Genomic DNA, 26,009 nt, shown 5'->3' with positions numbered 1-26,009 from the left:
TCCCGTCACGCTGGCCCTGCCTACCTCCCCTTGGCTACACTGCGTCCCTTCCTTTCGCAGAAGCCTCGTCATCATGATTCGCCTGCTCTTCTGGATCGCCATTATCTTTCTTGCCGTCTGGCTGTGGCGCACTTTCAAGTCCTCGAAAGCGCGTCCGTCGCAAACGGCCCAGGTGGAGCTGCCGATGGTGCGTTGCGCCCATTGCGGCGTGCACTTGCCCAGCGACCGCGCCTTGGCGGACGGCAGCTTGCGCTATTGCAGCCGCGCTCACCTGGAGCAAGGGCCCGCCCCGCGTGACCGCTGAAACCAGCCGTGCCGGGCAGGCTCAGGCGCGGCGGATGCTGCGCCTGTACCACCTGTATCGCCTAGTGATCGGCATCAGCCTGGTGCTGCTGATTTCCAGCGACATGGACAACCGGCTGCTGGAACTGGCGGATGGGCAACTGTTTCGCCTGGGTAGCTGGCTGTACCTGATCTTCAACCTGTTGGTGACCCTGAGTTTCGGCAGCGCGCAGCGGCCCGCCAAGCTCTTCAGCCTTTCGGCGGCAGACGTATTTCTGCTGTCTGGTCTGTTCTATGCCGGCGGGGGCACCGCCAGCGGCATCGGCAACCTGATGATCGCCTCCGTGGCCATGAGCAACCTGTTGTTGCGTGGCCGCCTGGGGTTATTGATCGCGGCCCTGGCGTCCATCGGCATTATCTACCTGACCTTCTACCTGAGCTTCACCCGCGCGGCCGCCGCCAATGACTACGTACAGGCCGGCTCGCTGGGCGTACTCTGCTTCGCCGTGGCGCTGATCGTGCAGGGCCTGAGCCACCTGCTGCGTACCAGTGAAATCCTGGCTGAGCAAAGGGCCAGCGATGTCAACAACCTGGAAGAGCTCAATGCGCTCATCCTCCAGCGGATGCGTACCGGTATTCTCGTGCTCGATGCCCAGCATCGGGTACAGCTGGCCAACCAGGGTGCCCTTGCCCTTTTCGGCCAGGTCACCCTGGCCGGGCAACTGATCAGCCTGCACGCCCCCGACCTGATCGAGCGCTTGCTGCAGTGGCGGGTGAACCCGACCTTGCGCGTGAAGAGCATCAAGCTCAAGGCCGATGGCCCACCGGTGCAGGTCAGCTTCATCGCCTTGAGCCGTGGCGCCGGCCAGCAGACGTTGGTCTTTCTGGAAGACCTTTCCCAGATTGCCCAGCAGGCCCAGCAGCTCAAGCTGGCGGCGCTGGGGCGCCTCACCGCGGGCATCGCCCACGAGGTGCGCAACCCCCTGGGCGCGATCAGCCACGCCGGGCAGTTGCTGCAGGAGTCCGAAGACCTCAACGACCCGGACAGGCGCCTGGTGCAGATCATTCTGGATCAATCCAAGCGCATGAACCTGGTGATCGAGAACGTGCTGCAACTTTCCCGACGCCGCCCGGCGGAGCCGGAAATGCTGGACCTGGCTCAGTGGCTGCGAGCCTTCGCCGAAGAATTCATGGCCACAGCCCCGGCCGAACAACGCCTGCACGTGGAAATCGCCGACGGGCACGCCGAACGGCCTATCGAGACCCGCATGGACCCTCATCACCTGACCCAGGTAGTGACCAACCTGGTACAGAACGGCTTGCGCTATAGTGGCCTGAACCATACCCAAGCCCAGGTATGGCTTAAACTCAAGCTAGACCCCCTCACCGCCCTGCCGGTGCTGGATGTGGTCGACGATGGCCCTGGCATCGCGCCGGAGAAGCTCCAGCATATCTTCGAGCCCTTCTTCACCACGGAAACCAAGGGGACGGGGCTGGGGCTGTATATTTCAAGAGAGCTGTGCGAAGGCAACCGGGCCCACCTGGATTATCGTCCAGGGGTGCAGGGCGGCAGTTGCATGCGCATCACCTTCGCCCATGCTCGTAGACAGGCCTGACCCATGACGCCACGGCAGAAGATTCTTATCGTCGATGACGAGCCGGACATCCGCGAGCTCCTGGAAATCACCCTGGGCCGCATGAAACTGGATACCCACGGCGCCCGTAACCTCAAAGAGGCGCGGGAATGGCTGACCCGGGAAGCCTTCGACCTGTGCCTGACCGACATGCGCCTGCCCGACGGTACGGGCCTGGATCTTGTGCAGCATATCCAGCAACGTCACCCGCAAGTGCCGGTGGCCATGATCACCGCCTACGGCAATGTGGAAACCGCCATCAATGCCCTGAAGGCAGGTGCTTTCGACTTCCTGACCAAGCCGGTGGACCTGCCGCGCCTGCGCGAGCTGGTAGGGACGGCCCTGCGCCTGGGGGGAGGTTCCTCGCAAGGCGCCCCGGACGATCGCCTGATTGGTGAGTCCGCGCCCATGCAGGCGCTACGCAAGCAGATCGCCCGTCTGGCCCGTAGCCAGGCGCCGGTGTATATCAGCGGCGAGTCCGGCACCGGCAAGGAGCTGGTGGCTCGGCAGATCCATGAGCAAGGCCCGCGCGCCGACCGGCCTTTCCTGCCGGTGAACTGCGGGGCCATCCCCACCGAACTGATGGAAAGCGAATTCTTCGGCCACCGCAAAGGCAGCTTCAGCGGCGCGGTGGAAGACAAACCCGGGCTGTTCCAGGCGGCCGAAGGAGGCACCCTCTTCCTCGACGAGGTAGCCGACCTGCCCCTGGCCATGCAGGTGAAGCTACTGCGGGCCATCCAGGAAAAGGCCATCCGGGCGGTAGGCAGCCATGCCGAGGTGTCGGTGGATGTACGCGTACTGTGCGCGACCCACAAGGACCTTGCCCAGGAAGTACAGGCCGGCCGCTTCCGCCAAGACCTCTACTATCGCCTCAATGTCATCGAGTTGCGTGTGCCTCCTTTGCGCGAGCGCCGGGATGACATCGAGGCCATCGCCCAGGCGGTGCTCAAGCGACTGGCCGCTGCCAGCGGCCTGCCCCCAGCCAGGCTCGCCCCATGCGCCCAGGCCACGCTGCGCCAGTACCATTTCCCCGGCAACGTGCGGGAACTTGAGAACATGCTGGAGCGCGCCTATACCCTGTGTGAAAACGACCTGATCGAGGCCGCCGACCTGCGCTTGCAGCAAGCCGCTCCAAGTCGCGATGTCAGCGAGCACAGCCTGGCCGAGGTGGATAACTTGGAAGACTACCTGGAGAACATCGAGCGTACCCTGATCCTTCAGGCACTGGAGGAAACCCGTTGGAATCGCACCGCCGCCGCCCAGCGCCTGAACATGAGCTTCCGCTCCATGCGCTATCGGTTGAAGAAGCTAGGGTTGGAATAACCGCCGTAGCAGCCGGCCTTGGCCGCGACAGGCCATAACCCGACCTGAAGCCTGTCGCGCAAGCCAGCGTGGCCCGGCGCGGCTGCTACGGAGATTGGTCCGGTATCTACGCCATACCAGGCATTAGGGCGCATAGGGTGCGGGATCGACGAGGGGTGAACGGCCCAGCATAAGGTCCGCCAGCAATTGGCAGGAGGCTGGCGCCAGGACCAGGCCGTTGCGGTAGTGCCCGCAGTTGAGCCACAAGCCTGGATACGCAGCCACCGGGCCGATGAAGGGAATACCCTCGGGCGAGCCGGGGCGCAGGCCGGCCCAGTGCCCCACGGTTTCGGCCTCTGCCAGCGCGGGCAACAAGTCCACCGCCGAAGCCCGCAGGCTGGCCAGAGCCTGCTCAGTCGGGGTTTTATCGAAGCCCGCGTGCTCCAGGGTACTACCCACCAGGACATGGCCATCCCGACGGGGGATGGCATAACGGGTACGTGCAAGTACCATGGCTGGAAGGAAATCCTCAGCGCACTTGAACAGGATCATCTGCCCTTTCACCGGAGCGACGGGCAAGTCGATACCCAAGGTGGCGAGCAGCTCGCCGCTCCAGGCCCCAGCGGTCAGCACGACCTGATCGGCCGACAGCTCCCCCGCCTCGGTGATCACCCCGGCGATACGCCCCTGCTTCTGGACGAACCCGCGGACCGCACACTGTTCGCGCAGGGTCACGTTGGACAGGCGCTCCAGAGCAGCGCGCAAGGCCTGGACCAGGCGCGGGTTGCGCACGTTGGCCACACCCGCCATGAAAATTGCGCTGGAAAAGCCCGGCCCCAAGGGCGGCACCTTGCTACGTACCTCAGCTACAGACACCTGGCTCAAGGGTCGTCCCTGCTGCCGTGCCCAAGCCAAGGCCTGGGCTTCGTCGTCCAGGTCCAGCCAATACAGCCCGGTAACATGGACCTCAGGGTCCAACCCCGTGCGCCCGAACAGCTCATCCGCCAGCTGTGGATAGAAATCCTGGGACCAATGGGCCAGCGCAGTGACCGCCGGGCTATAGCGCCAGGGGTACAAAGGCGAAACGATGCCACCCCCTGCCCAGGAGGCTTCCGTCCCAGCCGATTGCCGGTCCAGGATAGTGATTCTGGCTCCGGCCTTGGCCAAGTTGAAGGCGGTAAGCAGGCCGATGACGCCTGCCCCCACGATGACGACATGTTGTTCGGTATTCATAGATATTGAGAACGCCTGACGCACTCAGCGCCCCCAGCAATAGGCCACGGTAACCCCTGATGCCAGTACCGGGTTGTTGCGCCGCCCCGCCTGGTCAATGGTGAAGGTGCCACACACGTCGTTGGCCATGAGTGTGTTGTTTGCGGGTGTGGCAGTGATAGTGAAGGCCTGAGGCTCGCGGTTGATTGCCACGTTGTACCAGGCGTTGCCAGCGGGAACCTGATAGTCGGTTACGCCCTCCTTGACCGTGTACTGCCCTGCCCGGGAATAGTATCGCTCCATGCCTTGTGCGGCTTCCACCAGCAACTGGGCGATCTCGGCCCGATGACTCTTGCGCACGTAGTTCATGTAGCTGGGGTAGGCGATGGCGGCCAACAGCCCGACCACCGCCACCACGATCATCAGTTCGATCAGAGTAAAGCCCTTGCTTGCCTGTTTCATAGCCATCCCTACTGTATTTGCCGCCACATGATGCGCCGTGCCCCGCCGCTGCCGCCCAGTTCCTTGATGGTGGTGACCTTCGCATCGGAGGTGTTCACCACTTTCGTATCGGCTGTAGACGATGAGCTACCGGTGTCGCTTACCACTGCGTTGAGGGTCGGAATACCACTCAGGAAGTTCATTCCGGCCGAAATCGCGTCATCGCTGTTCACTACTCCGTCGCCGTTGGTATCGATCACGGCGTAGTTGAGCATCTTGCCGGAACTGGCTTCCAGTTCGATCAAGCGGCCGAAGCCCTGGCTCGCGCAAGGGTCTGTAGTGTCGACACCGGCCGTGGTGAAAACGATCCGCCCGCGGGTATAGGTAGGCTGGTAGATCACCCGCTCGCCGATCATGGTGTTGTTGTAGGCCAGGGGCAGGTACCAGCCCTTCTTGGTGGTGTAGTCCACCGAGTTCTGCGAAACGGTCAGGTAAGTGCCTCCGGTACCACTGAAAGTACCGGTGATCGACTGGGCCTGGAGACTGGCTACCGTGAAGTTCCCGGTGCCCCCGCTGGCGTCCCATACCGCATAGAAGCCCTCAGTGTCGGTAGTGGTCTTGTCGGCGGTTTCGAGGAATTTGCCCGTGCCGAAATATACCGTGTAGCCACTGGTGGTATTGGCCACCACCAGCGGCTGGGCAGTGATCGGCTGGTTGCTGCCGCCCGGCGCGGTGAACAGGGGCTTGCCGGAGAAGGCCAGGCCCCAGCTGGACGTGGAGGTACTGCTCAGGTCGAACTTCCACATCCGGCCTTTGAGGTCCCCGCCATAGGCAGCCTGCACCACATTGGAGGCATTGACGGTCAGCTCCACCGAGGAAAGCCCGTTGTCCGTCTCGGTGCTGTCCACCACGATTTTCTTGATCAGCGCGCCGGTGATGGCGTTGACCACATACAAGGCCGCGACACCGCTGTTGCTGCCGTACCCATTGGCGATAAAGGCTGCCCAGGTGCCATCAGGCAGGCGAGCCACTTCCGGCTTGGCGTAGGCGTAGCCCAAATCATTGAAGCTATTGTTGGTGCTGGCCGTGTCTGGCGCGCGTATTTCCCAGAGGGCGTTGAAGGAATCGCCCGCGCTGGCATCGAACAACTGGAAGGCGTAGAACGCCTTGGCGGCGCCCCCTGTCCCCCCATAGGCAATGGTTTTCCAAGCGCTGTTGGCGCCTCCGACCTGAGCGTCATACACAGCCAAGGGCCCGTCGTTGAGGAATCGATGGGATGTACCATCCACGTAAGTTGGATCTTCCACCATATAGAGATTAGGCAGGGTCGTAGACGGCAAATATCCATATCGCCGTCTGCCGCTACTGGCCTCGAGCACATTGGTAAGGCCATCGTTGGCATTGACCAGAATGCTGGTAGTCATGCCCTTGGCCTTGGTAGTCAGATAGGCGCTATAGGTGGTATCGCCAGTAAGGTCCGAGGCGGTTTGGGTGGTGGCCGAGGCCAGAACTACCGGTGAGTCGATCACATCGCCCAACAGCTTGGTCCGAGTCTTGAGCCCGGTTTTATTAGTGCCCTTGGTCCACTCGATCAGGTCGACTCCCGTAAGGGTTGCGCCTGTGCTATTGCGAGTGCTGAGGCTGGACAGGCTACTGGTGAGCGTCGCCTGCTGGGCCGGGGAGAAGTTGGCGAAGGCCAGGGCGATACGCGAATTGGTGGTGGTATTCCAAGATTGGAAAGTGCCACCGGTAGTGCCAATCGCCATTTTGTCATCGGTACTCCAGGTCGGGGTGCCATTGGTATCGAGGGAACCATCACTACCAAAGGCGAATGCACGAATGGTACCGCTCCAGTCCGTGGGATCATAAAGACTCTGGTAGTAATAATTAGAATTATAGGTGGTAGACGATATGGTAGTCCCTCCCCCACCTGAGCCCGCTTTTGAACTTATTTCGTTGAGCGCCTGAGCGAGCGCTGCGGTAAGCGTTGCACTGTCGGTTGCTTGGTAATACTTACCGTGCCCATAGCTCGCCGCATCGGATAGCATTTGGTTAGCGGCGGTGAAGCCTACTGTATAGGTATAAAGGTTTTGCTTGGAAAAATCGTTGGCATCCCAACTTTTACCTGCCTTGTCTGTAGAACCCTTCCCACCAGGGCTACCTTTGGCGGTTCCGCTGCTAATATTACGTAGGTCAATGTCGTAACCGAATTTTGCCATATCATCCAGATACAGCGTATCGCCTTCGTCGTCGCCGTTCAGGTTATCCCCATCGTTATTCCGGTTATCCCAATTAGGCCAACCGTTGGCGCTGTTCGTTACATCGGGGTCGGCATCGGCACTGCTCGAATCAAGTGACCGCTGTGGGTAGGTACGGTCATAAGTGGGTAGCCCATCTGTGATGACCACTCCAAAATTGCGTTGGCAGCGATACTGAATTGGGCTTGTATAGGCGGGAAGTTCCTTCGAAATGTGATACCCGCTATAACCATACATCCCTCTGAAATAGCGAATAATTTCATAGTAAGTTTCCGCCAAGGGAGTACTTGTAGTAGCGGACAAAGCCTTTATCGCGCTTATCAGGTTATTGTAGTTGGTAGTCGCATCTGCGGCAGTGGTATCACCCCTGGCTTGAAGATCGGAAATCCCGTATCGAACCGTCCCCCCCGGCCCCCGATCGGTGGGAGAAATGGATGAGTTGTAAGGATTGAAGACCGTAAGGCCAATGCGAAGGCTTCTATTTGCGGTAACCAATGCCGACGATACGGTTTTGGCAACGCTCATCCGATAATCTTGAGGAATGCTCCCATCAGTGAAGTTTCTGGTGATCTTCCCACTGCTCGTTCCCGCCAGGCTCATCAAGTAAGCGATGTAGCGAACACCGATACGTGTATTTTCATTACCCACTGGATCAGGAAACTTCAAGCAATAATCAGCGGCGCTGTTCTTACTATTATTTCTTTCGGTTTTGGAGAACCCATAATAGCCGCTTGAACAATCACCTTGTTTAAGCGTATACAATAACGCCCCGTCGTCCTCCATGCTCGGTTTCGTAGTACTAGCGCAGCTAGTATCCGAACTGCAATAGTAGATTTGCGGCCTGACCACGGATTGATCGAAGTCAGAGGGGCGGATCAGGTTGTTCATACTCCCGGAATTGTCCACCAGCAGCATCACATTAGGCGTGACCGCCGCTGAGCTCAGCAGCGGTGCCGTGGTCGGAGTAAAGGCCGCGTAGGCCGGAGCGCTGGCATAGGATCCAAGGAAAACCCCGCCCAGCAATGCCCGCCAGTTCCACTTTCCTGGGCGCGATTCAATATTTCGCATAGATGCTCTCCAGCACGGTACGGGCATTGCCAACGATGCCGACCCCGGTGATTCGGTACAGCGTGGCCGACTGCCCACTGATCCATACAGCCCCGGTGGTCGCACCGATACGCTGTACGGCGTATAGGCTGCCCTCCCCCGCGCTTACCCAGGTGACGTAGGTAGCATTACCCGCGGCGGTCACGCTGGACCCATCCGGCGGCGCGCAGGCAGCGGGGCTGGCGCACAGGGCCATATTGAAGGTGGCAGCAGACACCGCGCCCTCGCCTACCCGGAGCGCTGCCTCGGCCAGCTGGAACGACTGGTTGCGGAACTGCACACTGTTGCTCATTTTTTCCTGCAGGGTTGCGTTCTGCATGGAGTTGAGCCCCAGCAGCGTAAGCAGCATCAGGAAAATCAGGGCCACGATCAGCGCCATGCCACCTTGCTGGTTTCGGGGCGAGTTGAAACGGGGGGCCATCGCTCGCCTCCTCATTGCAAACGGTTACGCAAGGCCGCCACCACCGAATAGGCCTGGACCCGGGTGCGGCCGTCGGGGTCAGTCATTTTCAAGCCCAGGCGAACGGTACGGATGAAAGGCATCTGCGCCGTGGTGGGGATGGCTACATAGCTAGTGACCGATGCGCTGGTTGCGTCCGCGGCAAGACCGAACATCACGGTGAATTCGCTGACATTGCTGATCAGAGGCTGCTGGGCGCCGACAGGGCCGGTATAGATGGTGTTGTTCTTGAACGAGTAATACACCTGCCGCAGCGGGAAGGCCAGTTGCCCGCTGGCGGCCGTGGCCGAGCCGTTGTAGGCCGTGGCCGTGGTCAGGCAGTCCGACAGCACCGTCCAGGTGGGCACCGTGCCCGCGCTGCCCACATCCGCGGTGACCAGCATCAGACGGTTGCCGTTGCTGTTGTCCACTGTCCAGGAAATCGGTGTGGTTTGCGCCGCTGTGAATACCTCCGGATTGTTGGGAGGCGGGCTAATGGTCCCCAGGCAACCGAACATGCCCGTCATACGGATTTCCTGAGTCATGCGGGTGAGCAGGTAGCGTGCGTCTTCCTGCATGGCGGAAGACGCGTTCTGGGTCAGGTATGTATTCTTGGCGGAAAGGAACGCCTGGGTCACCCCCAGCACGATGACCAGGCCAAGGGCCATGGACACCATGAGTTCGATCAGGCTGAGGCCCTGCTGTTGACGTTTCATTGGCTGGTCGTCGTGGTAGTGGTCGGCGCCGCTACCCGGCTGGTAAGGGTGAAGGTTTGCGTGCTGGCGCCCGTGCCCGCCGAGTTGTCGCCGCTGTACATGGAACCCGCGCGGCTGTCATCCCAAGTGATGGACACGGTGTATACGGAATTGACCAAGGTGATCGAGGCCGCAGTGCCGCCCATGGCGGTAACGTTCTGGCCGAAATCGAACAGGTCTTGGATCTTCGGGTCGGTCGCGCTACCCGAGGCGGGCGCCGAGCCAAGGTTGGCCAAGGTGTAGTTGACGCCGTTGTTGGCCCGGATGCGTTCCATCATGTCGTAGGCGATGAAGCTGGCCTGGGTGCGCAGCCTGGCGCTGTCGGTGTACTTCAACGCGTTGACCTGCAAGGCGGCCGCGCCGAGCAATGCCAGGGTCATGATGAGCAGCGCCACCAGCACCTCGATCAGGGACACCCCCGCCTGACGCTTCATCAGCAGGTACCACCCAGCACGACTCGGCCATTCACGCATACCCACAGTGTGCGGTTCTGACTGCCATTGGTATAGACGAATCTGACTGGATACGCGGATGCCAGGGAGCCCAGGCCGTTGAACTCCACATACTCTGGGGTACTGGCATTGGCGGTCACGCCCAGGTTGGCGCTGCCAGACAGTGCCGGAAGCATCCGCAGCGGTGAAACAGCCAGGTCGCCATTTGGCTTCAGTGGCATGACCTGCATCTGGCCGGCCCACAACTGCCCCGGCACCGGCATCACCCTTACCCGCACGCCTTGGTCGATGGCTTCCAACCGCGCATACCCCAGCGCCCGGGCGATCTCGGCCATGTCCGCGTCGGCGCGGTTGCGGGCGATCAACGTGGTGAACGAGGGCACCAGCACGGTCACGGCGATGACCATGACCGCCACGGTGACCAGCAGCTCGATCAACGTAAATCCCTTGATACCTTGACGCATTGCAGCCTCCACCTCGACGCGCCGAACATGCTCCAGCCCCGGCGTCGGACTTCTGGGGCAAAGCATATACCGTTATGGCTTGAGAACCAGCGCATCGGACGCGCTGACCCGGGAAAAAATATCAAGGAAGATGACAATGCCTAGCGCCTTCAAGGCCTGCCGCGGCCTGAGCCTGTTCGACCTGTTGATTACCCTCGCCGTGCTAGCGATATTAGCCCAGTGGCTGGCCCCCGGTTTTTCCGGGTTGATCGCCGAGCAGCGGCGCCTGGCGTTCGCCCATGAACTGGCCAGTGATCTGCGCAGCGCCAGGCTGGAGGCTGTCCAGCGCAACCGCACGGTGATAGTCCACCCGCTGGACGGAGACTGGACCAAGGGTTGGCAAATGGTGGTGGACGAAAGCGGCAAGGGAATGACAGACCCGAACAACCCTGTGGTGGTGCAGCGACTGGGCGATGCTTCGGTGCGAGTGGCGGCTACCCAGAACCTGCGCGAGCAACTGGCGTTCGATTACCTGGGCGTGCCGCGCCTGCCCAACCGGGGCGCCCTGGCGGGCACCTTTCACCTGTGCGAAGCCGGCAACGAGGCCCATCGCCGGGTGGTAGTGGCCCGCACCGGGCGGGTTCGGATCACTCGGGAAGGCCCGCCCACGTCGCTGTGCCCTGCCTAGCCGAGGGTCTTGACCCGCAGCTCCTTGGGCATGGAGAAGGTAATGTTCTCTTCGCGGCCGGCCAGCTCGTCCGCTCCGGTGGCGCCCCAGGCCTGAAGCTGCTCGATCACGCCACGCACCAGCACCTCGGGAGCCGAGGCGCCGGCGGTAATCCCCACCCTGCCCACAGCATCGAACCAGCCTTGCTGCAGGTCTTCGGCGCCGTCGATCAGGTAGGCCGGGGTGCCCATGCGCTCGGCCAGTTCGCGCAGGCGGTTGGAGTTGGAACTGTTGGGGCTGCCCACTACCAGCACCACATCGCACTCGTCGGCCAATTGCTTGACCGCGTCCTGGCGGTTCTGGGTGGCATAGCAGATGTCGTCCTTGCGTGGCCCGCCGATCTTGGGAAAGCGCGCGCGCAAGGCGTCGATCACCCGGCTGGTGTCATCCATGGACAGCGTGGTCTGGGTCACGAACGCGAGATTGTCCGGGTCCTGCACCTGTAGGCGGGCAACGTCCGCCTCGTCTTCGACCAGGTAGATGGCGCCCCCATTGCTGGCATCGTACTGGCCCATGGTGCCTTCCACTTCGGGGTGGCCTGCGTGGCCGATCAGGATGGTTTCCCGCCCGTCCCGGCTGTAGCGCGCCACCTCGATGTGCACCTTGGTCACCAGCGGGCAGGTGGCGTCGAACACCTTCAGCCCCCGGCCAGCGGCTTCCTGGCGCACGGCCTGGGAGACGCCATGGGCGCTGAAGATGACGATGACGTTGTCCGGTACCTGATCGAGTTCTTCGACGAAGATCGCGCCGCGACTGCGCAGGTCTTCCACCACGAACTTGTTGTGAACCACTTCATGGCGGACGTAGATCGGCGGCCCGAACACTTCCAGCGCGCGGTTGACGATCTCGATGGCCCGGTCCACGCCGGCGCAGAAGCCACGGGGGTTGGCGAGTTTGATGTGCATGCAAGGCTCCCCGGCGCTGCGCCGGTGTACTGGGCTCAAAGTGCCCGGACGTCGATGATCTGGACTTCGAACCGCAGGGTCTTGCCGGCCAGGGGATGGTTGAAGTCCACCGTCACGTGCTGGTCGTCGAAGGCTTTGACGATCCCCGGCAGTTCGGTATTGGCCGCATCGTTGAAGATCACCAGCAGCCCTTCGGCCAGCTCCATGCCCTCGAACTGATTGCGCGGCATGACCTGAACGTTCTGCGGGTTGGGCTGGCCAAAGGCGTTTTCCGGCAGCACGGTCAGGTCGCGTCTGTCACCGGCCTTGAGGCCGAACAGGGCGTTCTCGAAACCGGGCAGCAGGTTGCCATCGCCGACCTTGAAGGTGGCTGGCGCCTTGTCGAAGGTGCTGTCCACGGTGTTGCCGTCTTCCAGGTGCAGCGCGAAGTGAAGGGTCACTTCGGTGTGCTGCCCGATGCGTACGTCAGTCATGGACGGCCTCTCCGCTTTTCTTGCTCTTGAACATGTCCAGGGCCAGCATCACCGCGCCCACGGTAATGGCGCTGTCGGCCAGGTTGAACGCCGGGAAGTACCAGCGTCGCTCCCAGTGCACCAGCACGAAGTCGATGACATGGCCCAGTACGATACGGTCGTACAGGTTGCCCAGGGCACCCCCGAGCACCAGGGCCAGCGCGATGGCCAGCCAGGTGTCGGCGCGCCCCAGGCGCTTGAGCCAGACGATCAGCACGGCGCTGACCACCACGGCGATGAGCGCGAACAGCCAGCGCTGCCAGCCGGAGCTGTCGGCCAGGAAGCTGAACGCCGCCCCGGTGTTGTAGGCCAGGGTCCAGCTGAAGTAGTCCGGAATGACCACAATCTGCTGGTACAGCTCAAGGGCGTGCTCGAAGTACCACTTGCTGGCCTGGTCCAGCGCCACCACCAGCACGCTGAGCCACAGCCACCCCAGGCGCCCGAAGCGCCCTGCCGCGTTAGGCATAGTGACGCTCCTCGCCACTACCACTGAGGTTGGTCACGCAACGGCCGCAGATGTCAGGGTGTGCCGGATTGGCGCCCACGTCTTCCACGAAGTGCCAGCAACGGGCGCACTTGCCGTGGGCGGACTTGACCACCTTGAGCTTCAGGCCCGCCACCTCGGTGGTGACCGCGTCGGCCGGAGCGGCGGCCAAGGGGGCCAGGGTGGCCTTGGAAGTGATGAGCACGAACCGCAGCTCGTTGCCCAGCTTGCCCAGGTCGCCCTGGACGCTGTCGTCGGCGTAGAGAGTGACTTCGGCCTGCAGGTTGCCGCCGATGGCCTTGGCGGCGCGCTGGTTTTCCAGCTCCTTGTTGACCGAAGCCTTCACGGCCATCACGCTTTCCCAGAACTCACGATTGAGCTCGAAGCCTTCCGGCAGCTCGCTCAGGCCGGCGTAGGCGCCATTGAGCATGACCGACTCGTTGCGCTCGCCCGGCAGGTATTCCCAGATCTCGTCGGCGGTGAACGCCAGGATCGGGGCGATCCAGCGCACCAGGGCCTCGGCGATGTGGAACAAGGCCGTCTGGCAGGAGCGACGGGCGATGCTGTCCGCCGGGGTGGTGTACTGACGGTCCTTGATGATGTCCAGGTAAAAGCCGCCCAGCTCCTGCACGCAGAAGTTGTGCACCTTGGAGTACACGTTCCAGAAACGATAGGCCTGGTAGTGCTCTTCCAGCTCGCGCTGCAGCAACAGGGTACGGTCTACCGCCCAACGGTCCAGGGCCAGCATGCTTTCCGGCGGCAACAGGTGCTGGGCCGGGTCGAAGCCGCTGAGGTTGGAGAGCAGGAAGCGCGCGGTATTACGGATACGCCGGTAGGCATCGGCGCTGCGCTGGAGAATCTGTTCGGACACCGCCATTTCGCCAGAGTAGTCCGTGGACGCCACCCACAGGCGCATGATGTCCGCGCCCAGGGTATCGCTGACCTTCTGCGGCGCCACCGTGTTGCCCAGGGATTTGGACATCTTGCGGCCGTTCTCGTCCACGGTGAAGCCATGGGTGAGCAGCTCGCGATAGGGCGCGTGGTCGTCGATGGCGCAACCGGTGAGCAGCGAAGAGTGGAACCAGCCGCGGTGCTGGTCGCTGCCTTCCAGGTACAGGTCAGCGCGTGGCCCCTGCTCGTGGCCCATGGGGTGGGAACCGCGCAGCACATGCCAATGGGTGGTGCCGGAATCGAACCACACGTCCAGGGTGTCGCTGATCTTCTCGTAGTCGGCCGCCTCGGCGCCCAGCAGTTCGCTGGCGTCCAGCTTGAACCAGGCCTCGATGCCCTCCTGCTCCACGCGCTGGGCCACGGCTTCCATCAGCTCGACGGTACGCGGGTGCAGCTCGCCGGTTTGCTTGTGCAGGAAGAAAGGAATCGGCACGCCCCAGTTGCGCTGGCGGGAGATACACCAGTCCGGACGGTTGGCGATCATCGAGTGCAGCCGCGCCTGGCCCCAATCCGGCACGAAGCGGGTTTGCTCGATGGCCTTGAGCGCGCGCACCCGCAGTGTGTCGCCGCTGACGGGCTGCTTGTCCATGCCCACGAACCACTGCGCGGTGGCGCGGTAGATCAGGGGGGTCTTGTGGCGCCAGCAGTGCATGTAGCTGTGGCTGATGGTTTCGCTGTGCATCAGCGCGCCCACCTCGGCCAGCTTGTCGATGATGGCCGCGCCGGCTTTCCAGATGAACTGGCCACCGAAGAACGGCAGGCTGTCCACGTAGACGCCGTTGCTCTGCACGGGTGTGAGGATGTCATCGTTGTGCATGCCGTAGCGCTTGCAGGTGACGAAGTCGTCCTCGCCATAGGCAGGCGCCGAGTGAACCACGCCGGTGCCCGCGCCCAGCTCGACATACTCGGCCAGGTAGACCGGCGACAACCGCTCGTAGAAGGGGTGGTGGAAGTGGATCTTCTCCAGGGCCGCGCCCGCTGCGCGGGCCACGATATGACCCTCGCGACCGTAGCGCTGCAGGCAGCCTTGGACCAATTCCTCGGCCAGTACCAGCAGGCGATCGCCCACGTCCACCAGGGCGTAGATGAACTCAGGATGTACGTTCAAGGCCTGGTTGGCCGGGATGGTCCAGGGGGTGGTGGTCCAGATCACGATGGCGGCGGGCTTTTCCAGGCCCGGCAGGCCGAAGGCGTCGGCCAGCGCGGCCTGGTCGCCCACCGGGAAGGCCACATCGATGGTGGAGGATTTCTTGTCCGCGTACTCCACTTCCGCCTCGGCCAGGGCCGAGCCGCAGTCGAAGCACCAGTTCACCGGCTTGAGGCCCTTGAACACGAAGCCATTGCGGACCATTTCAGCCAGGGCACGGATTTCTCCGGCCTCGTTGACGAAGCTCATGGTCTTGTAGGGGTTGGACCAGTCACCGAGCACGCCCAGGCGGATGAACCCGGCTTTCTGCTCTTCGATCTGCTCGGCGGCATAGGCACGGCACAGTTCGCGAGTCTTGTCCGCGGGCAGGCCCTTGCCGTGGGTCACCTCGACCTTGTGCTCGATGGGCAGGCCATGGCAATCCCAACCCGGCACATAGGGGGCGTCATAGCCGGCCAGGGTGCGGGAGCGGATGATCATGTCCTTGAGAATCTTGTTGACGGCATGACCGATGTGGATGCTGCCGTTGGCGTAGGGCGGGCCGTCGTGAAGCACGAACTTTGGCCGATCCTTGCCAATCTCACGCAGCTTCTGGTACAGGCCAATGCTGTCCCAGCGCTGCAGTATCTGCGGCTCGCGCTGGGGCAGGCCGGCCTTCATGGGGAAGGCGGTGTCCGGAAGGTTTAGCGTGGCTTTGTAATCGGTCATTTCAGGCTCTTCATTAGGCGGTTAGCCCTGCCAATGGGCACGGGCGGCGGCGACGTCCGCGTCGATCGCCGACTTCAGCGCCTCCAGCGAGGCGAAACGCTGCTCATCACGCAGCTTGTGGTGGAACTCCACCGTCAAATGCCGGCCATACAGATCGCCAGCGAAGTCCAGCAGGTGTACTTCCAGGTGGGGACGGCCATCCCCCGCCACCGTCGGACGCACCCCGATATTGGCTACCCCCGGCCAGGCGCGTCCATCCCGTTCAACGCTGACCAGGTAAACCCCGGTGAAGGGCACCCGGCGACGCTTGAGCTGCACGTTCGCCGTGGGCCAGCCCAGTTGCCGGGCCAGTTTCTGCCCATGCAGCACACGGCCCTCGATGCGATATGGCCGCCCCAGCAAGCGCTCGGCCTGGGGGAAGTCCGCCGCGGCCAGGGCGAGGCGTATCTGGGTGCTGCTGACCCGTACGCCCGCTTCTTCCACGGTTCGGGCCGCTTCCAGCGTGAAGCCATGGCGCTGGCCAGCCTCGGTGAGGAAGGCGAAGTCGCCCAGGCGGTCACAGCCGAAGCGAAAATCGTCCCCTACCTCCAGGTGCCGCACGCCAAGCCCCTGGACCAGGATGGTATCGACGAACTCGGCGGCGCTGAGGCCGCGCAGGCGCTGATTGAACGCAAGACAGAGCACCCGGTCGATGCCTTCGGCGGCCAGCAGCTCGAGCTTGTCGCGCAATCGGGTCAGGCGGGCCGGCGCCGTCTCGGGGCTGAAATACTCCCGCGGCTGCGGCTCGAAGATCACCACGCAGCTGGGCACGCCCAGTTCCAGTGCTCGCTCGCGCAAGCGCTTGAGAATGGCCTGGTGGCCACGGTGCACGCCGTCGAAATTGCCGATGGTGGCGACACAGCCCCGGTGACGGGGGCGCAGGTTGTGTAAACCTCGAACCAGCTGCATAGCGCGCTTCTTGATCATAAAGTCAGCGATTATAACCACACCCAGCCCCCGGTGACAGGCAGCAGCACTGGCCGCGCCGCCTGGGGCGATGAAACGGATATGCCGCCGGACACGGGCGATTTCAATGCAAGCCCCGACGAGCGAACTGATGCAGACGCAGCCCCATGGCCAGCAGCGCCAGGAAATAGGTGCCCGCGCCCGCAACGACCAGCACGCCGAGACGGGCGAAGCGGGCCAGCATGGTGCCGTCGGCCCAGGCCGGCATGTAGTGCATCAGCCCCAGCAGCACCGCGGCCATGGCCAGCACCGCCAGCACCAGGCGGATCAGAAACCCTGGCCAACCGGCCTGCGGCTGGAACAGCCCCTGGCGTCGCAGCTGCCAATACAAAAGCCCGGCGTTCAGACAGGCGCCACCACTGATGGCCAGGGCAAGGCCGGCATGCTGGAGCGGGCCGATCAACAGCAGGTTCAGCGCCTGAGTCGCGAACAGGGTCCAGATGGCGATCTTCACGGGGGTGCGCAGGTTCTGCTGTGCATAGAAGCCCGGCGCCAGCACCTTGATCAGGATGATGCCCAGCAACCCTACCGCATAGGCTACCAGCGCGCGCTGGGTCATGGCCGCGTCGAAGGCGTCGAAACGGCCGTACTGGAACAAGGCCACGGTCAGCGGCTCGGCCAGCACAGCCAGCGCCACCGCGCACGGCAGCACCAGCAGGAAGCACAGGCGCAGCCCCCAATCGAGGATACGGGAATATTCCTGGCGATCCTTGTTGGCATAGGTACGTGCCAGGGTAGGCAGCAAGATGGTGCCCAGGGCCACGCCAAGTACGCCGGAGGGCAATTCCATCAAGCGGTCGGCGTAGTACATCCAGGACACGGAGCCGGCCGCCAGGAAGGAGGCGAAGATCGTGTTGATGATCAGGGAAATCTGGCTGACAGACACACCCAGGATGGCTGGCCCCATCTGCTTGAGCACCCGCAGCGCCCCGCTGTGCCGCAGGCTCAACCTGGGCAGTACCAGCATGCCGATTTTTTTCAGGTGCGGCAGTTGGTACAGCAATTGCGCCAGCCCGCCGGCCAGCACCGACCAGGCCAGGGCCATCACCGGTGGATCGAAGTAAGGCGTCAGGAAGAGCGCGAAGCCGATCATCGCCACGTTGAGCAACGTGGGGGTGAAAGCCGGCACCGAGAAGCGATTCCAGGTATTGAGGATCGCCCCCGCCAGGGAAGACAGCGAGATCAGCAATATATAAGGAAAGGTCACACGCAACAGCTGGCTGGTGAGCCCGAACTTCTCTGGCGTGTCGGCGAAACCTGGGGCCGTGACCCAGATGACCCAGGGCGCGGCCAGCATCCCCAAGGCAGTGACCAGCGCCAGGGCCAGGGTCAGCAGGCCGGCTACGTAGGCGGTGAAGGTGCGCGCGGCCTCGTCCCCTTGCTGCTGGCGGTATTCGGCCAGGATCGGCACGAAGGCCTGGGAGAACGCCCCCTCGGCGAAGATACGGCGCAACAGGTTGGGCAATTTGAAGGCGATGAAGAAGGCGTCGGTCGCCATGCCCGCGCCGAAGATGCGCGCCACCAGGGTATCGCGAACGAACCCCAGCACTCGGGAAACCATTGTGATAGAGCTGACCGCCGCCAGGGACTTGAGCAGGTTCATGTGGATGTTTGCGCCACCGGGCCAAAAAGCCGAAAGTGTACAGCCCGCGCGGTGGAAAGGAAGGTTTTCCGCGCACTGCCGTTCGTCCTGACATCACTGCCGATCATAGGGGTTTTCCCTTGACATCGCGCCTGCGCATCGGCATGATTCGCGGCCTTATTTGTTTGCTATTCCCCAAGTCTTTCGAGGAGCTCGACGGTGGCCAACTCACCTTCCGCCAAAAAACGTGCAAAACAGGCTGAGAAGCGTCGCAGCCACAACGCCAGCCTGCGTTCCATGGTTCGTACCTACATCAAGAACGTAGTCAAGGCGATCGACACCAAGGACGCCGAGAAAGCGCAAGCTGCCTACACCCTGGCTGTGCCTGTGATCGACCGTATGGCCGACAAGGGCATCATCCACAAGAACAAGGCCGCTCGCCACAAGAGCCGTCTGAATGGCCACATCAAGGCCCTGAAGACCGCCGCCTAAGCGACGCGCTTCATGAAAACCGGCCCTGGTGGCCGGTTTTTTATTGCCTATCATGGATGCAGTATCTGGTGTAGGAAACGGGCGGAGCCGCAGGCGCAGCTCGCGAAAGGCACTCCTCGCCATACCAGGCCAGCCCGCTCAGGAGCTTCGCCCCATCCTCCACGGCAGGCTTCAGCGGTCCGACGCTTACCGCCAAGGCAGAATAGGTATGGCCGTGACCGCATTCTGCGGGCTACCCTCGATAACCCGGTCACTGTAGACCAGGTACACCAGGGTATTGCGCTTCTCGTCAAAGAAACGCACTACCTGCATCGTCTTGAATACCAGGGAGGTTCGCTCCTTGAACACCTCCTCGCCATCCTTCAACGGCTGGGCGAAGCGAATCGGCCCCACCTGGCGGCAGGCGATGGACGCTTCGGCGCGATCCTCGGCCAGGCCCAGCCCGCCCTTCACCCCACCCGACTTGGCACGCGAGAGATAACAGGTCACACCCTCGACCTTGGGGTCGTCGAAGGCCTCCACCACGATACGGTCGTTCGGCCCCAGGAACTTGAACACAGTGGACACTTCACCCACCTGCTCCGCCTTCGCGAGCAAGGGCGCGAAGGCCAAGGCAAGGAGCGTGAATCGCAAAGCTTTCATGACAGGCCTCATACCAGGATCAGATTGTCGCGGTGAATCAGCTCAGGCTCGGCCATGTACCCCAACAGGCCATGAATGGCGTCCGAGGGCTGGCCGATGATGCGCTGGGCCTCAGCCGCGCTGTAGTTGGTAAGGCCACGAGCCACTTCCGAACCGTCCGGAGCAATGCACACCACCATCTCTCCCCGGCGGAAGGCGCCCTGTACAGCCTTCACGCCTACGGGCAAGAGGCTTTTGCTGGCCGCTCGCAAAGCCTGTACGGCACCGTCGTCCAACTGTAGCGTGCCACGGGTCTGCAGGTGCCCCGCCAGCCACTGCTTGCGCGCCGCCAGCATGCCCCGCTCCGGCGTCAGCAAGGTGCCGAGGCGCTCGCCCGCCTTGAGGCGATCGAGCACACGCTCGATGCGCCCGCCCACGATCAACGTATGGGCGCCGGAACGCGCGGCCAGGCGCGCCGCGCGCAGCTTGGTCTGCATGCCACCCCGCCCAAGCGCGCCCCCGGTACCCCCCGCCACCGCATCCAGCGAGGGGTCATCGGCGCGGGCCTCATGAATGAGCTGGGCGTCGGGGTTGCTGCGCGGGTCGGCATCGAACATGCCGTCCCGATCGGTCAGGATCACCAGCAGGTCGGCTTCCACCAGGTTCGCTACCAGGGCGGCCAGGGTGTCGTTATCGCCGAAACGGATTTCGTCGGTCACCACGGTGTCGTTTTCGTTGATCACCGGGATCACGCCCAGCTCTACCAACGCGCGCAAGGTGCTGCGAGCATTGAGGTAGCGCTTGCGGTCCGACAGGTCGTCGTGGGTAAGCAGGATTTGCGCGGTGCGGCGCTCATACTGGGCGAAGCTCGATTCCCACGCCTGCACCAGGCCCATCTGGCCGATGGCGGCGGCGGCCTGGAGTTCGTGCATGGCGGTGGGGCGCTGAGCCCAACCCAGGCGGCTCATCCCTGCGGCAACCGCGCCGGAAGACACCAGCACCAGCTCCACGCCCGCCTCATGCAGGGCGACCATCTGCTCCACCCAAACCGCCATGGCGGCGCGGTCCAAGCCCTTGCCATCCGCCGTGAGTAAGGCGCTGCCTATCTTGACGACCCAGCGCCGCGCACCCGTGACCTTGCTCCGCATGTTCCTGCCCCTGCCCTGCCCAACCGTCAGTTAAACCGTGAACGACAACGCCCCGGCCCGATCAGGCGCCAAGGCCGCAATGGCCTGGCCGCCCACCCGGAGCCGGGGCGCTGTAGTGTACTGCAACCGATCAGTCGCGCACGTAAATGATTTCCGGGCCGTCTTCGTCGTCTTCGTCGTCCCAGTCATCGTCATCGCCGATGTCATGGACGCTCTTCACGCCGCTGCGACGCAGGGCACGCTGGTCATCCAGGGCCTGCAGCTGAGCACGGGCCTCGTCTTCGATGCGCTGGTCGAGCTCGGCCACTTCTTCAGCGAAGGCCGGATCTTCGGCCAGGCGCTCGGCGCGCAGCTCAAGGTAGCGCATGATGTCACGGCTCAGGCGCTCGGTCCCTTCCTTGGCCAAGGCGGAAATCACATACACCGGGCCTTCCCACTGCAGACGGTCGACCACTTCCTTCACGGCCGCCTCGTGCTCTTCCTCCAACAGCTGGTCGCACTTGTTCAGTACAAGCCAGCGATCCCGCTCGGCCAGGGACGGGCTGAACTTGACCAGCTCATTGACAATGACCTCGGCGGCATCGGCCGGACTGGTGCCATCGAAGGGCGCCATGTCCACCAGATGCAAGAGCAAGCGGGTACGCGCCAGGTGCTTGAGGAAACGGATCCCCAGCCCGGCTCCATCGGAGGCGCCTTCGATCAACCCGGGAATGTCGGCGATGACGAAGCTTTTCCAGCGATCCACACTGACCACGCCCAGGTTGGGTACCAGGGTGGTGAATGGGTAGTCCGCCACCTTGGGCTTGGCCGCCGATACCGAGCGGATGAAGGTACTCTTGCCCGCGTTGGGCAGGCCAAGCAGGCCCACATCGGCCAGCACTTTCATTTCCAGTTTCAGGTCGCGCTGGTCACCCGGCTTGCCTGGGGTGGTCTGGCGCGGGGCCCGGTTGGTGCTGGACTTGAAGCGGGTATTGCCAAGGCCATGCCAACCACCCTGCGCAACCATCAGCCGCTGCCCCGGCTTAACCAGGTCACCGATCACTTCCTGGGTGCTGGCATCGATCACCGTGGTCCCGACTGGCACGCGCAGCACCAGGTCTTCGCCCTTGGCGCCGGTGCAGTCGGTGCTACCGCCATTCTCGCCGCGCTGGGCCTCGAAATGACGGGTATAACGGTAGTCCACCAGAGTGTTGAGGTTTTCGTCCGCCACCATGAACACGGAGCCGCCATCGCCCCCATCGCCGCCATTGGGGCCGCCGTTCTCGATAAATTTCTCGCGGCGGAAGCTCATGCAACCGTTGCCGCCATCACCCGCCTTGACGCGGATGGATACTTCATCAACAAACTTCATAAAAAGATGCCTCTCGCCCGGAGGGCGAGCCATAAAGACCAAGGACCATAAGGCTCTTGCAAAATTGAGCGCAGCGCCCCAATCAACGACCGAGCAGAACAGCGCTGGAGCTCAAGCAGCAGCTTTGCAAGAGACTCACTACAAACAAAAAAGCCCCGTCGCGAGACAGGGCTTTTCTGCGAAATCGCGATCAGGCCGCGACGACGCTTACGTAACGACGACCGAAAGCACCTTTGACTTCGAACTTCACCACGCCTTCGACTTTGGCGAAGAGGGTGTGGTCCTTGCCGATGCCAACGCCGTAGCCGGCGTGGAACTGGGTGCCGCGCTGACGCACGATGATGTTGCCGGCCTTGATGACCTGGCCGCCGAACATTTTCACGCCAAGGCGTTTACTTTCGGAATCGCGACCGTTACGGGTACTACCACCAGCTTTTTTGTGTGCCATGAGTTCAATACTCCAATGTGCGGACCGGGCGAGAAATCAGGCCTGGATACCGGTGATTTTGATCTCGGTGAACCACTGGCGGTGGCCCATGCGCTTCATGTGGTGCTTACGACGGCGGAATTTGATGATCCGCACTTTGTCGTGACGACCTTGGGCCACGACTTCGGCAACCACTTTGGCGCCTTCAACGACAGGGGCGCCGATGTTCACGTCGTCGCCATTGCCAACCAACAGAACGCGATCGAAAGTGATGGATTCGCCGGTGGCGACTTCCAGCTTCTCGACCTTCAGGTATTCACCTTCGGTGACCTTGTATTGCTTGCCACCGGTAACGATTACTGCGTACATGATGTTTCTCCGTTAATCCTGCTCACCCAGCGCTTTATAGGAAGAGTGTTGGCTGGCATGGCTGCAGTGGGTGGGGAACCCTACGGGGCCCTACGGGAAACCCGACTGCAATTGCGTAAGGCAGGTGATGCCCAGGAAGTTCAGGGTGCGCGATTGTACGCAACGCCGCCAGGGCATGCAAGGGCCAGGGGACGAGCGAACGCCGCTGGCACGGGGCTTCGCCTTGACAGGCCGGGACCTGCCACCTAGCATGCCGCGCAACCTATATGGAGCGTTAGTCGCTGATGCAACCCCAAGCCTTTTATCGTGTGGTGGCGGAAGATTTCACCGCCGTCGACGAGATCATCAAGCAGCAGCTGACCTCAAGGGTGCCGCTGGTATCGAAGATCGGCGACTATATCATCTCTGCGGGCGGCAAGCGCCTGCGCCCGCTTCTGGTACTGCTGACCGGCAAGGCCCTGGGCCATGAAGGCGCCGACCTGCGCCTGCTGGCCGCCACCATCGAGTTCCTTCATACCGCTACCCTGCTCCACGACGACGTGGTGGACATGTCCGGGATGCGTCGCGGCCGCTCCACCGCCAATGCCATGTGGGGCAACGCCCCCAGCGTGCTGGTAGGGGATTTCCTCTATTCGCGCTCCTTCGAAATGATGGTCCAGCTAGGGTCCATGCCGGTGATGGGCATCCTGTCCCAGGCGACCCGCGTCATCGCCGAGGGCGAGGTGCTGCAGCTGTCCAAGGTGCGCGACGCCAGCACCAGCGAGGAAACCTACATGGAGGTGATTCGCGGCAAGACCGCCATGCTGTTCGAGGCGTCCACCCATAGCGCGGCGGCCCTGGCCACCGGCAGCGAGGCGGCGCGCGAGGCCTTGCGCCAGTTCGGCGATCACCTGGGCGTGGCTTTCCAGCTGGTCGACGACCTGCTGGATTACAAGGGCGATGCCGACACCCTGGGCAAGAACGTGGGTGATGACCTGGCCGAAGGCAAGCCTACCTTGCCACTGATCTACACCATGCGCGAAGGCACCGCCGAGCAGGCAGCCCTGGTGCGCCAGGCCATCCAGAAAGGCGGCATCGAAGACCTGGAACGCATTCGCGAGGCGGTGGAGGCCTCTGGCGCCCTGGCCTATACGGCCCAATTGGCGCAGGCCTTCGCCGCTCGCGCCGTCGCCTGCCTCGACGCCCTTGAGCCCAGCGAGTACCGGGATGCCCTGGTGGAACTGAGCGAGTTCGCGGTCGCTCGTACCTACTGATCACTCTGGCCCCGCGAGCGTCCCTGGTCCAGCATTGAAGCTGGCCGGGCACGGCCGCGCCGCTACTACCTGAAAGGTTTGCTATGTCATTGCCACCCTGCCCCCAATGCGGCTCTGCGTTCGTCTATGAAGATGGCCCGTTGCTGGTTTGCCCTGAATGCGCTCACGAGTGGGCCGCCGGTGAGGCTGCGGCCGGAGAGGATGACACCCGGGTTATCAAGGACTCGGTTGGCAATGTGTTGCAGGATGGCGATAGCGTGACGGTCATCAAGGACTTGAAGGTCAAGGGCACCTCCCTTGTGGTCAAGGTCGGTACCAAGGTGCGCAATATCCGCCTGTGCGATGGTGACCACGACATCGATTGCAAGATCGACGGCATCGGCGCCATGAAGCTGAAGTCCGAATTCGTCCGCAAAGCCTGACGACCGGTACACACCGCCCTTTGCAAAGCTGCAAATACGAATTATTCTCAATGGACGTCATCAAGGAGAATAATCGTGACCTACCTCATCGACGCCTGGCTGGACCGCTCTCATCCGTATCTGCGTATCCTGCATCGGGAAACCGGTGAGGTGTGTGCCGTCCTTCACGAAGATGCCCTGGATGAACTCAGAGACCAGGGCGAACTCGTTTTCGAATGCCTCAATTCCACCGAGCCGCAGGTGCAGAAGGAACTGGTACGCAACCTGTTCCTGTTCTGCTACGCCCGGGCATTGCGCCCGGCGGGTGAACTGCATTGATGGCAGGAGCTGGCTTGCGCCGCTCCCACCGCCTGGCTATCAAAGGATATCCAGGAGCTCCACATCGAACACCAGGGTACTGTGCGGCGGAATGGAGCCTACGCCCTGAGCGCCGTATGCCAGCTCGCTAGGCACGTACAGGCGCCATTTGCTGCCGGTGTTCATCAACTGGAGGGCTTCGGTCCAGCCGGCAATCACGCCGCCGACTGGAAATTCGGCTGGCTGGCCGCGATCGTAGGAGCTGTCGAATACAGTGCCGTCGATAAGGGTGCCGTGGTAGTGAGTGCGCACGGTGCTTTCGCGAGTAGGCTTGGCGCCGTCGCCAGCGGTGAGCACTTCGAACTGCAAGCCGGACGCCAGGGTGGTCACGCCTTCGCGCTTGGCATTCTCGGCCAGGTAGGCCCGGCCCTCGCCTGCGGCGGCTTCGGCCTTGGCGCGCTCCTGCTCCTGCATCACTTCACGGATGGCGCGGAAGGCGCTGTTCATTTCCTCGGCACCCACACGGCTGGCTTCGCCGTTGAAGGCGTCGGTGAGGCCGGCAATCAGCGCCTGCAGGCTGACACCCGGTGGAGGGTTGTCGCGGATCTGGTCGCCCAACTGGCGGCCGATACCGTAGCTGACGCGGGTTTCGTCAGTGTTCAGGATAAGTTCGGACATTGCGCTGCTCCGTCGTGGGGCCGGCGTGCCGGCCCAGCCAAAAAGGGGAGCAGCCTAGCACATCAGTGCTTGGTGAGCTTGTCCAGGTAACCCATGGCGAAGGCGGAAATCACGAAGGTCATGTGGATGATCACGTACCACATCAGGTGCTCGGCCTCGATGTTCCGGGCGTCCATGAACACGCGCAGCAGGTGGATCGACGAAATCGCCACGATGGACGCGGCAACCTTCATCTTCAGCGAGGACGAGTCCATCTTGCCAAGCCAGTTGAGCTTCTCGACGCCTTCATCGATATCCAGCTGCGACACGAAGTTCTCGTACCCGGAAATCATCACCATGACCAGCAAGCCACCTACCAGCGCCATGTCGATCAACGACAGCAGTACCAGGATCAGCTCTGACTCCGCCATGGCGAAGACGTTGGGCAGGATATGGAAGATTTCCTCGAAGAATTTCAGCGCCAGGGCGAGCAGGCCCAGGGACAACCCGAAATAGATGGGCGCCAGCAACCAGCGGGAGGCGTACATGGTTTTTTCGATCAGACGTTCCATTGCAACTCACAGCAGCTTGAAAAACAGCTGCCGAGTATACCCTTGCCCACTCAT

At 62.5% G+C, this 26,009-nt stretch carries 28 protein-coding genes; 8 read left to right on the top strand and 20 right to left on the bottom strand.

The annotated features are described in order from the left end of the window. The first annotated feature begins 73 nt into the window (after positions 1–73). The 3 genes from ACP691_RS01155 to ACP691_RS01145 are packed head-to-tail and all read left to right on the top strand — an operon-like array spanning position 74 to position 3,239. Positions 74–304 carry a PP0621 family protein gene (locus tag ACP691_RS01155; RefSeq protein WP_426152636.1) on the top strand — a complete coding sequence of 77 codons (231 nt, stop codon included), beginning with the start codon at positions 74–76 and terminating at the stop codon, positions 302–304. Then, positions 294–1,898 carry a sensor histidine kinase gene (locus ACP691_RS01150; protein ID WP_426152634.1) on the top strand — a complete coding sequence of 535 codons (1,605 nt, stop codon included), beginning with the start codon at positions 294–296 and terminating at the stop codon, positions 1,896–1,898. Before ACP691_RS01155 ends, ACP691_RS01150 begins: the two co-directional genes overlap by 11 nt. A 3-nt stretch (positions 1,899–1,901) precedes the next feature. Next, positions 1,902–3,239 carry a sigma-54-dependent transcriptional regulator gene (locus tag ACP691_RS01145; RefSeq protein WP_426152632.1) on the top strand — a complete coding sequence of 446 codons (1,338 nt, stop codon included), beginning with the start codon at positions 1,902–1,904 and terminating at the stop codon, positions 3,237–3,239. Between the two features lie 123 nt (positions 3,240–3,362). Here ACP691_RS01145 and thiO read toward each other — a convergent pair whose 3' ends face one another. The 7 genes from thiO to ACP691_RS01110 are packed head-to-tail and all read right to left on the bottom strand — an operon-like array spanning position 3,363 to position 10,346. After that, complete coding sequence (gene thiO, locus ACP691_RS01140; RefSeq protein WP_426152630.1) at positions 3,363–4,451, bottom strand: glycine oxidase ThiO; 1,089 nt, start codon at positions 4,449–4,451, stop codon at positions 3,363–3,365. Between the two features lie 24 nt (positions 4,452–4,475). After that, positions 4,476–4,892 (bottom strand): type IV pilin protein, encoded by a 417-nt coding sequence (locus ACP691_RS01135; RefSeq protein WP_426152628.1) that lies wholly within the window; start codon positions 4,890–4,892, stop codon positions 4,476–4,478. A gap of 8 nt (positions 4,893–4,900) precedes the next feature. Further along, the gene (locus tag ACP691_RS01130) at positions 4,901–8,197 is read right to left on the bottom strand and encodes a pilus assembly protein (protein WP_426152626.1); all 3,297 of its coding nucleotides are present in this window, start codon (positions 8,195–8,197) and stop codon (positions 4,901–4,903) included. After that, complete coding sequence (locus tag ACP691_RS01125; RefSeq protein WP_426152624.1) at positions 8,184–8,657, bottom strand: pilus assembly PilX family protein; 474 nt, start codon at positions 8,655–8,657, stop codon at positions 8,184–8,186. The genes ACP691_RS01130 and ACP691_RS01125 overlap by 14 nt, the downstream gene beginning before the upstream one ends. 11 nt (positions 8,658–8,668) lie before the next feature. Continuing rightward, complete coding sequence (locus tag ACP691_RS01120; protein ID WP_426152622.1) at positions 8,669–9,391, bottom strand: PilW family protein; 723 nt, start codon at positions 9,389–9,391, stop codon at positions 8,669–8,671. Next, entirely contained in the window at positions 9,388–9,903 is a 516-nt protein-coding gene (pilV, locus tag ACP691_RS01115) for a type IV pilus modification protein PilV (protein ID WP_426152620.1), read from the bottom strand. Before pilV ends, ACP691_RS01120 begins: the two co-directional genes overlap by 4 nt. Beyond that, on the bottom strand, positions 9,864–10,346 hold the full coding sequence (locus tag ACP691_RS01110; RefSeq protein ID WP_426152618.1) for a GspH/FimT family pseudopilin: 483 nt from the start codon (positions 10,344–10,346) through the stop codon (positions 9,864–9,866). Before ACP691_RS01110 ends, pilV begins: the two co-directional genes overlap by 40 nt. 136 nt (positions 10,347–10,482) lie before the next feature. Here ACP691_RS01110 and ACP691_RS01105 point away from each other — a divergent pair, with 136 nt between their 5' ends. Next, a complete protein-coding gene (locus tag ACP691_RS01105; protein WP_426152616.1) occupies positions 10,483–11,013 on the top strand; it encodes a GspH/FimT family pseudopilin in 531 nt (176 codons plus the stop codon). On the opposite strand, the gene ispH is transcribed toward ACP691_RS01105, so the two are convergent. From ispH to murJ, 6 genes are all read right to left on the bottom strand, one after another. Next, on the bottom strand, positions 11,010–11,957 hold the full coding sequence (ispH, locus tag ACP691_RS01100; RefSeq protein ID WP_040261674.1) for a 4-hydroxy-3-methylbut-2-enyl diphosphate reductase: 948 nt from the start codon (positions 11,955–11,957) through the stop codon (positions 11,010–11,012). The genes ACP691_RS01105 and ispH overlap by 4 nt on opposite strands. Positions 11,958–11,992: 35 nt before the next feature. Next, the gene (locus ACP691_RS01095; RefSeq protein ID WP_040261673.1) at positions 11,993–12,430 is read right to left on the bottom strand and encodes an FKBP-type peptidyl-prolyl cis-trans isomerase; all 438 of its coding nucleotides are present in this window, start codon (positions 12,428–12,430) and stop codon (positions 11,993–11,995) included. Next, positions 12,423–12,935 (bottom strand): signal peptidase II, encoded by a 513-nt coding sequence (gene lspA, locus ACP691_RS01090; RefSeq protein ID WP_426152614.1) that lies wholly within the window; start codon positions 12,933–12,935, stop codon positions 12,423–12,425. The genes ACP691_RS01095 and lspA overlap by 8 nt, the downstream gene beginning before the upstream one ends. Then, positions 12,928–15,759: an isoleucine--tRNA ligase gene (ileS, locus tag ACP691_RS01085; RefSeq protein ID WP_426152612.1), complete on the bottom strand. Its 2,832-nt coding sequence runs from the start codon at positions 15,757–15,759 to the stop codon at positions 12,928–12,930. Before ileS ends, lspA begins: the two co-directional genes overlap by 8 nt. A gap of 21 nt (positions 15,760–15,780) precedes the next feature. Beyond that, positions 15,781–16,707, bottom strand: coding sequence for a bifunctional riboflavin kinase/FAD synthetase (ribF, locus tag ACP691_RS01080; protein WP_040261670.1), 927 nt, complete (start codon positions 16,705–16,707; stop codon positions 15,781–15,783). A gap of 121 nt (positions 16,708–16,828) precedes the next feature. Beyond that, positions 16,829–18,367: a murein biosynthesis integral membrane protein MurJ gene (murJ, locus tag ACP691_RS01075; RefSeq protein ID WP_426152610.1), complete on the bottom strand. Its 1,539-nt coding sequence runs from the start codon at positions 18,365–18,367 to the stop codon at positions 16,829–16,831. Between the two features lie 198 nt (positions 18,368–18,565). Between murJ and rpsT the strand changes: the two genes are divergently transcribed. Beyond that, positions 18,566–18,838, top strand: coding sequence for a 30S ribosomal protein S20 (rpsT, locus tag ACP691_RS01070; protein WP_040261668.1), 273 nt, complete (start codon positions 18,566–18,568; stop codon positions 18,836–18,838). 186 nt (positions 18,839–19,024) lie between these two features. Here the strand turns inward: rpsT and ACP691_RS01065 are convergent, their stop codons facing one another. The 5 genes from ACP691_RS01065 to rplU all read right to left on the bottom strand — a co-directional run bounded on the left by ACP691_RS01065 (position 19,025) and on the right by rplU (position 22,754). Then, complete coding sequence (locus tag ACP691_RS01065) at positions 19,025–19,480, bottom strand: CreA family protein (RefSeq protein ID WP_426152608.1); 456 nt, start codon at positions 19,478–19,480, stop codon at positions 19,025–19,027. A gap of 8 nt (positions 19,481–19,488) precedes the next feature. After that, the gene (gene proB, locus ACP691_RS01060) at positions 19,489–20,607 is read right to left on the bottom strand and encodes a glutamate 5-kinase (RefSeq protein WP_426152606.1); all 1,119 of its coding nucleotides are present in this window, start codon (positions 20,605–20,607) and stop codon (positions 19,489–19,491) included. 130 nt (positions 20,608–20,737) lie between these two features. Then, a complete protein-coding gene (gene cgtA, locus ACP691_RS01055) occupies positions 20,738–21,958 on the bottom strand; it encodes an Obg family GTPase CgtA (RefSeq protein WP_040261665.1) in 1,221 nt (406 codons plus the stop codon). A gap of 190 nt (positions 21,959–22,148) precedes the next feature. After that, a complete protein-coding gene (gene rpmA / locus ACP691_RS01050) occupies positions 22,149–22,406 on the bottom strand; it encodes a 50S ribosomal protein L27 (RefSeq protein ID WP_040261664.1) in 258 nt (85 codons plus the stop codon). Positions 22,407–22,442: 36 nt separating this feature from the next. After that, entirely contained in the window at positions 22,443–22,754 is a 312-nt protein-coding gene (rplU, locus tag ACP691_RS01045) for a 50S ribosomal protein L21 (RefSeq protein WP_426152603.1), read from the bottom strand. A 284-nt stretch (positions 22,755–23,038) separates the two neighbouring features. Here rplU and ACP691_RS01040 point away from each other — a divergent pair, with 284 nt between their 5' ends. The 3 genes from ACP691_RS01040 to ACP691_RS01030 all read left to right on the top strand — a co-directional run bounded on the left by ACP691_RS01040 (position 23,039) and on the right by ACP691_RS01030 (position 24,747). Then, positions 23,039–24,007: a polyprenyl synthetase family protein gene (locus tag ACP691_RS01040; RefSeq protein ID WP_426152601.1), complete on the top strand. Its 969-nt coding sequence runs from the start codon at positions 23,039–23,041 to the stop codon at positions 24,005–24,007. Between the two features lie 83 nt (positions 24,008–24,090). After that, on the top strand, positions 24,091–24,429 hold the full coding sequence (locus tag ACP691_RS01035) for a zinc ribbon domain-containing protein YjdM (RefSeq protein ID WP_426152599.1): 339 nt from the start codon (positions 24,091–24,093) through the stop codon (positions 24,427–24,429). Between the two features lie 75 nt (positions 24,430–24,504). Next, entirely contained in the window at positions 24,505–24,747 is a 243-nt protein-coding gene (locus ACP691_RS01030; RefSeq protein WP_426152597.1) for a hypothetical protein, read from the top strand. 39 nt (positions 24,748–24,786) lie between these two features. Here ACP691_RS01030 and ACP691_RS01025 read toward each other — a convergent pair whose 3' ends face one another. Then, the gene (locus tag ACP691_RS01025; protein WP_426152595.1) at positions 24,787–25,404 is read right to left on the bottom strand and encodes an FKBP-type peptidyl-prolyl cis-trans isomerase; all 618 of its coding nucleotides are present in this window, start codon (positions 25,402–25,404) and stop codon (positions 24,787–24,789) included. Positions 25,405–25,466: 62 nt separating this feature from the next. Beyond that, complete coding sequence (locus ACP691_RS01020; protein WP_040261658.1) at positions 25,467–25,955, bottom strand: TIGR00645 family protein; 489 nt, start codon at positions 25,953–25,955, stop codon at positions 25,467–25,469. Between the last annotated feature and the right edge of the window lie 54 nt (positions 25,956–26,009).

Source organism: Pseudomonas sp. DC3200b2 (assembly GCF_049895785.1).
Taxonomy (GTDB): Bacteria; Pseudomonadota; Gammaproteobacteria; order Pseudomonadales; family Pseudomonadaceae; genus Aquipseudomonas; species Aquipseudomonas massiliensis.
The sequence above is the reverse complement of the archived record's forward strand: the minus strand, read 5'-3'. Positions and strand labels throughout refer to the sequence as shown.

Bases quoted from the DNA above. Each gene is read 5' to 3' on its own strand.
- murJ (WP_426152610.1), bottom strand. From the start codon at position 18,367: ATGAACCTGCTCAAGTCCCTGGCGGCGGTCAGCTCTATCACAATGGTT.
- ACP691_RS01110 (WP_426152618.1), bottom strand. From the start codon at position 10,346: ATGCGTCAAGGTATCAAGGGATTTACGTTGATCGAGCTGCTGGTCACC.
- ACP691_RS01025 (WP_426152595.1), bottom strand. From the start codon at position 25,404: ATGTCCGAACTTATCCTGAACACTGACGAAACCCGCGTCAGCTACGGT.
- ACP691_RS01040 (WP_426152601.1), top strand. From the start codon at position 23,039: ATGCAACCCCAAGCCTTTTATCGTGTGGTGGCGGAAGATTTCACCGCC.
- ACP691_RS01120 (WP_426152622.1), bottom strand. From the start codon at position 9,391: ATGAAACGTCAACAGCAGGGCCTCAGCCTGATCGAACTCATGGTGTCC.
- proB (WP_426152606.1), bottom strand. From the start codon at position 20,607: ATGCGGAGCAAGGTCACGGGTGCGCGGCGCTGGGTCGTCAAGATAGGC.
- ACP691_RS01105 (WP_426152616.1), top strand. From the start codon at position 10,483: ATGCCTAGCGCCTTCAAGGCCTGCCGCGGCCTGAGCCTGTTCGACCTG.
- ispH (WP_040261674.1), bottom strand. From the start codon at position 11,957: ATGCACATCAAACTCGCCAACCCCCGTGGCTTCTGCGCCGGCGTGGAC.
- ileS (WP_426152612.1), bottom strand. From the start codon at position 15,759: ATGACCGATTACAAAGCCACGCTAAACCTTCCGGACACCGCCTTCCCC.
- ACP691_RS01125 (WP_426152624.1), bottom strand. From the start codon at position 8,657: ATGGCCCCCCGTTTCAACTCGCCCCGAAACCAGCAAGGTGGCATGGCG.
- ACP691_RS01130 (WP_426152626.1), bottom strand. From the start codon at position 8,197: ATGCGAAATATTGAATCGCGCCCAGGAAAGTGGAACTGGCGGGCATTG.
- pilV (WP_426152620.1), bottom strand. From the start codon at position 9,903: ATGCGTGAATGGCCGAGTCGTGCTGGGTGGTACCTGCTGATGAAGCGT.
- ACP691_RS01020 (WP_040261658.1), bottom strand. From the start codon at position 25,955: ATGGAACGTCTGATCGAAAAAACCATGTACGCCTCCCGCTGGTTGCTG.
- rpmA (WP_040261664.1), bottom strand. From the start codon at position 22,406: ATGGCACACAAAAAAGCTGGTGGTAGTACCCGTAACGGTCGCGATTCC.
- ACP691_RS01095 (WP_040261673.1), bottom strand. From the start codon at position 12,430: ATGACTGACGTACGCATCGGGCAGCACACCGAAGTGACCCTTCACTTC.
- ribF (WP_040261670.1), bottom strand. From the start codon at position 16,707: ATGCAGCTGGTTCGAGGTTTACACAACCTGCGCCCCCGTCACCGGGGC.
- ACP691_RS01035 (WP_426152599.1), top strand. From the start codon at position 24,091: ATGTCATTGCCACCCTGCCCCCAATGCGGCTCTGCGTTCGTCTATGAA.
- ACP691_RS01145 (WP_426152632.1), top strand. From the start codon at position 1,902: ATGACGCCACGGCAGAAGATTCTTATCGTCGATGACGAGCCGGACATC.
- thiO (WP_426152630.1), bottom strand. From the start codon at position 4,451: ATGAATACCGAACAACATGTCGTCATCGTGGGGGCAGGCGTCATCGGC.
- ACP691_RS01135 (WP_426152628.1), bottom strand. From the start codon at position 4,892: ATGAAACAGGCAAGCAAGGGCTTTACTCTGATCGAACTGATGATCGTG.
- rplU (WP_426152603.1), bottom strand. From the start codon at position 22,754: ATGTACGCAGTAATCGTTACCGGTGGCAAGCAATACAAGGTCACCGAA.
- cgtA (WP_040261665.1), bottom strand. From the start codon at position 21,958: ATGAAGTTTGTTGATGAAGTATCCATCCGCGTCAAGGCGGGTGATGGC.
- ACP691_RS01065 (WP_426152608.1), bottom strand. From the start codon at position 19,480: ATGAAAGCTTTGCGATTCACGCTCCTTGCCTTGGCCTTCGCGCCCTTG.
- ACP691_RS01155 (WP_426152636.1), top strand. From the start codon at position 74: ATGATTCGCCTGCTCTTCTGGATCGCCATTATCTTTCTTGCCGTCTGG.
- lspA (WP_426152614.1), bottom strand. From the start codon at position 12,935: ATGCCTAACGCGGCAGGGCGCTTCGGGCGCCTGGGGTGGCTGTGGCTC.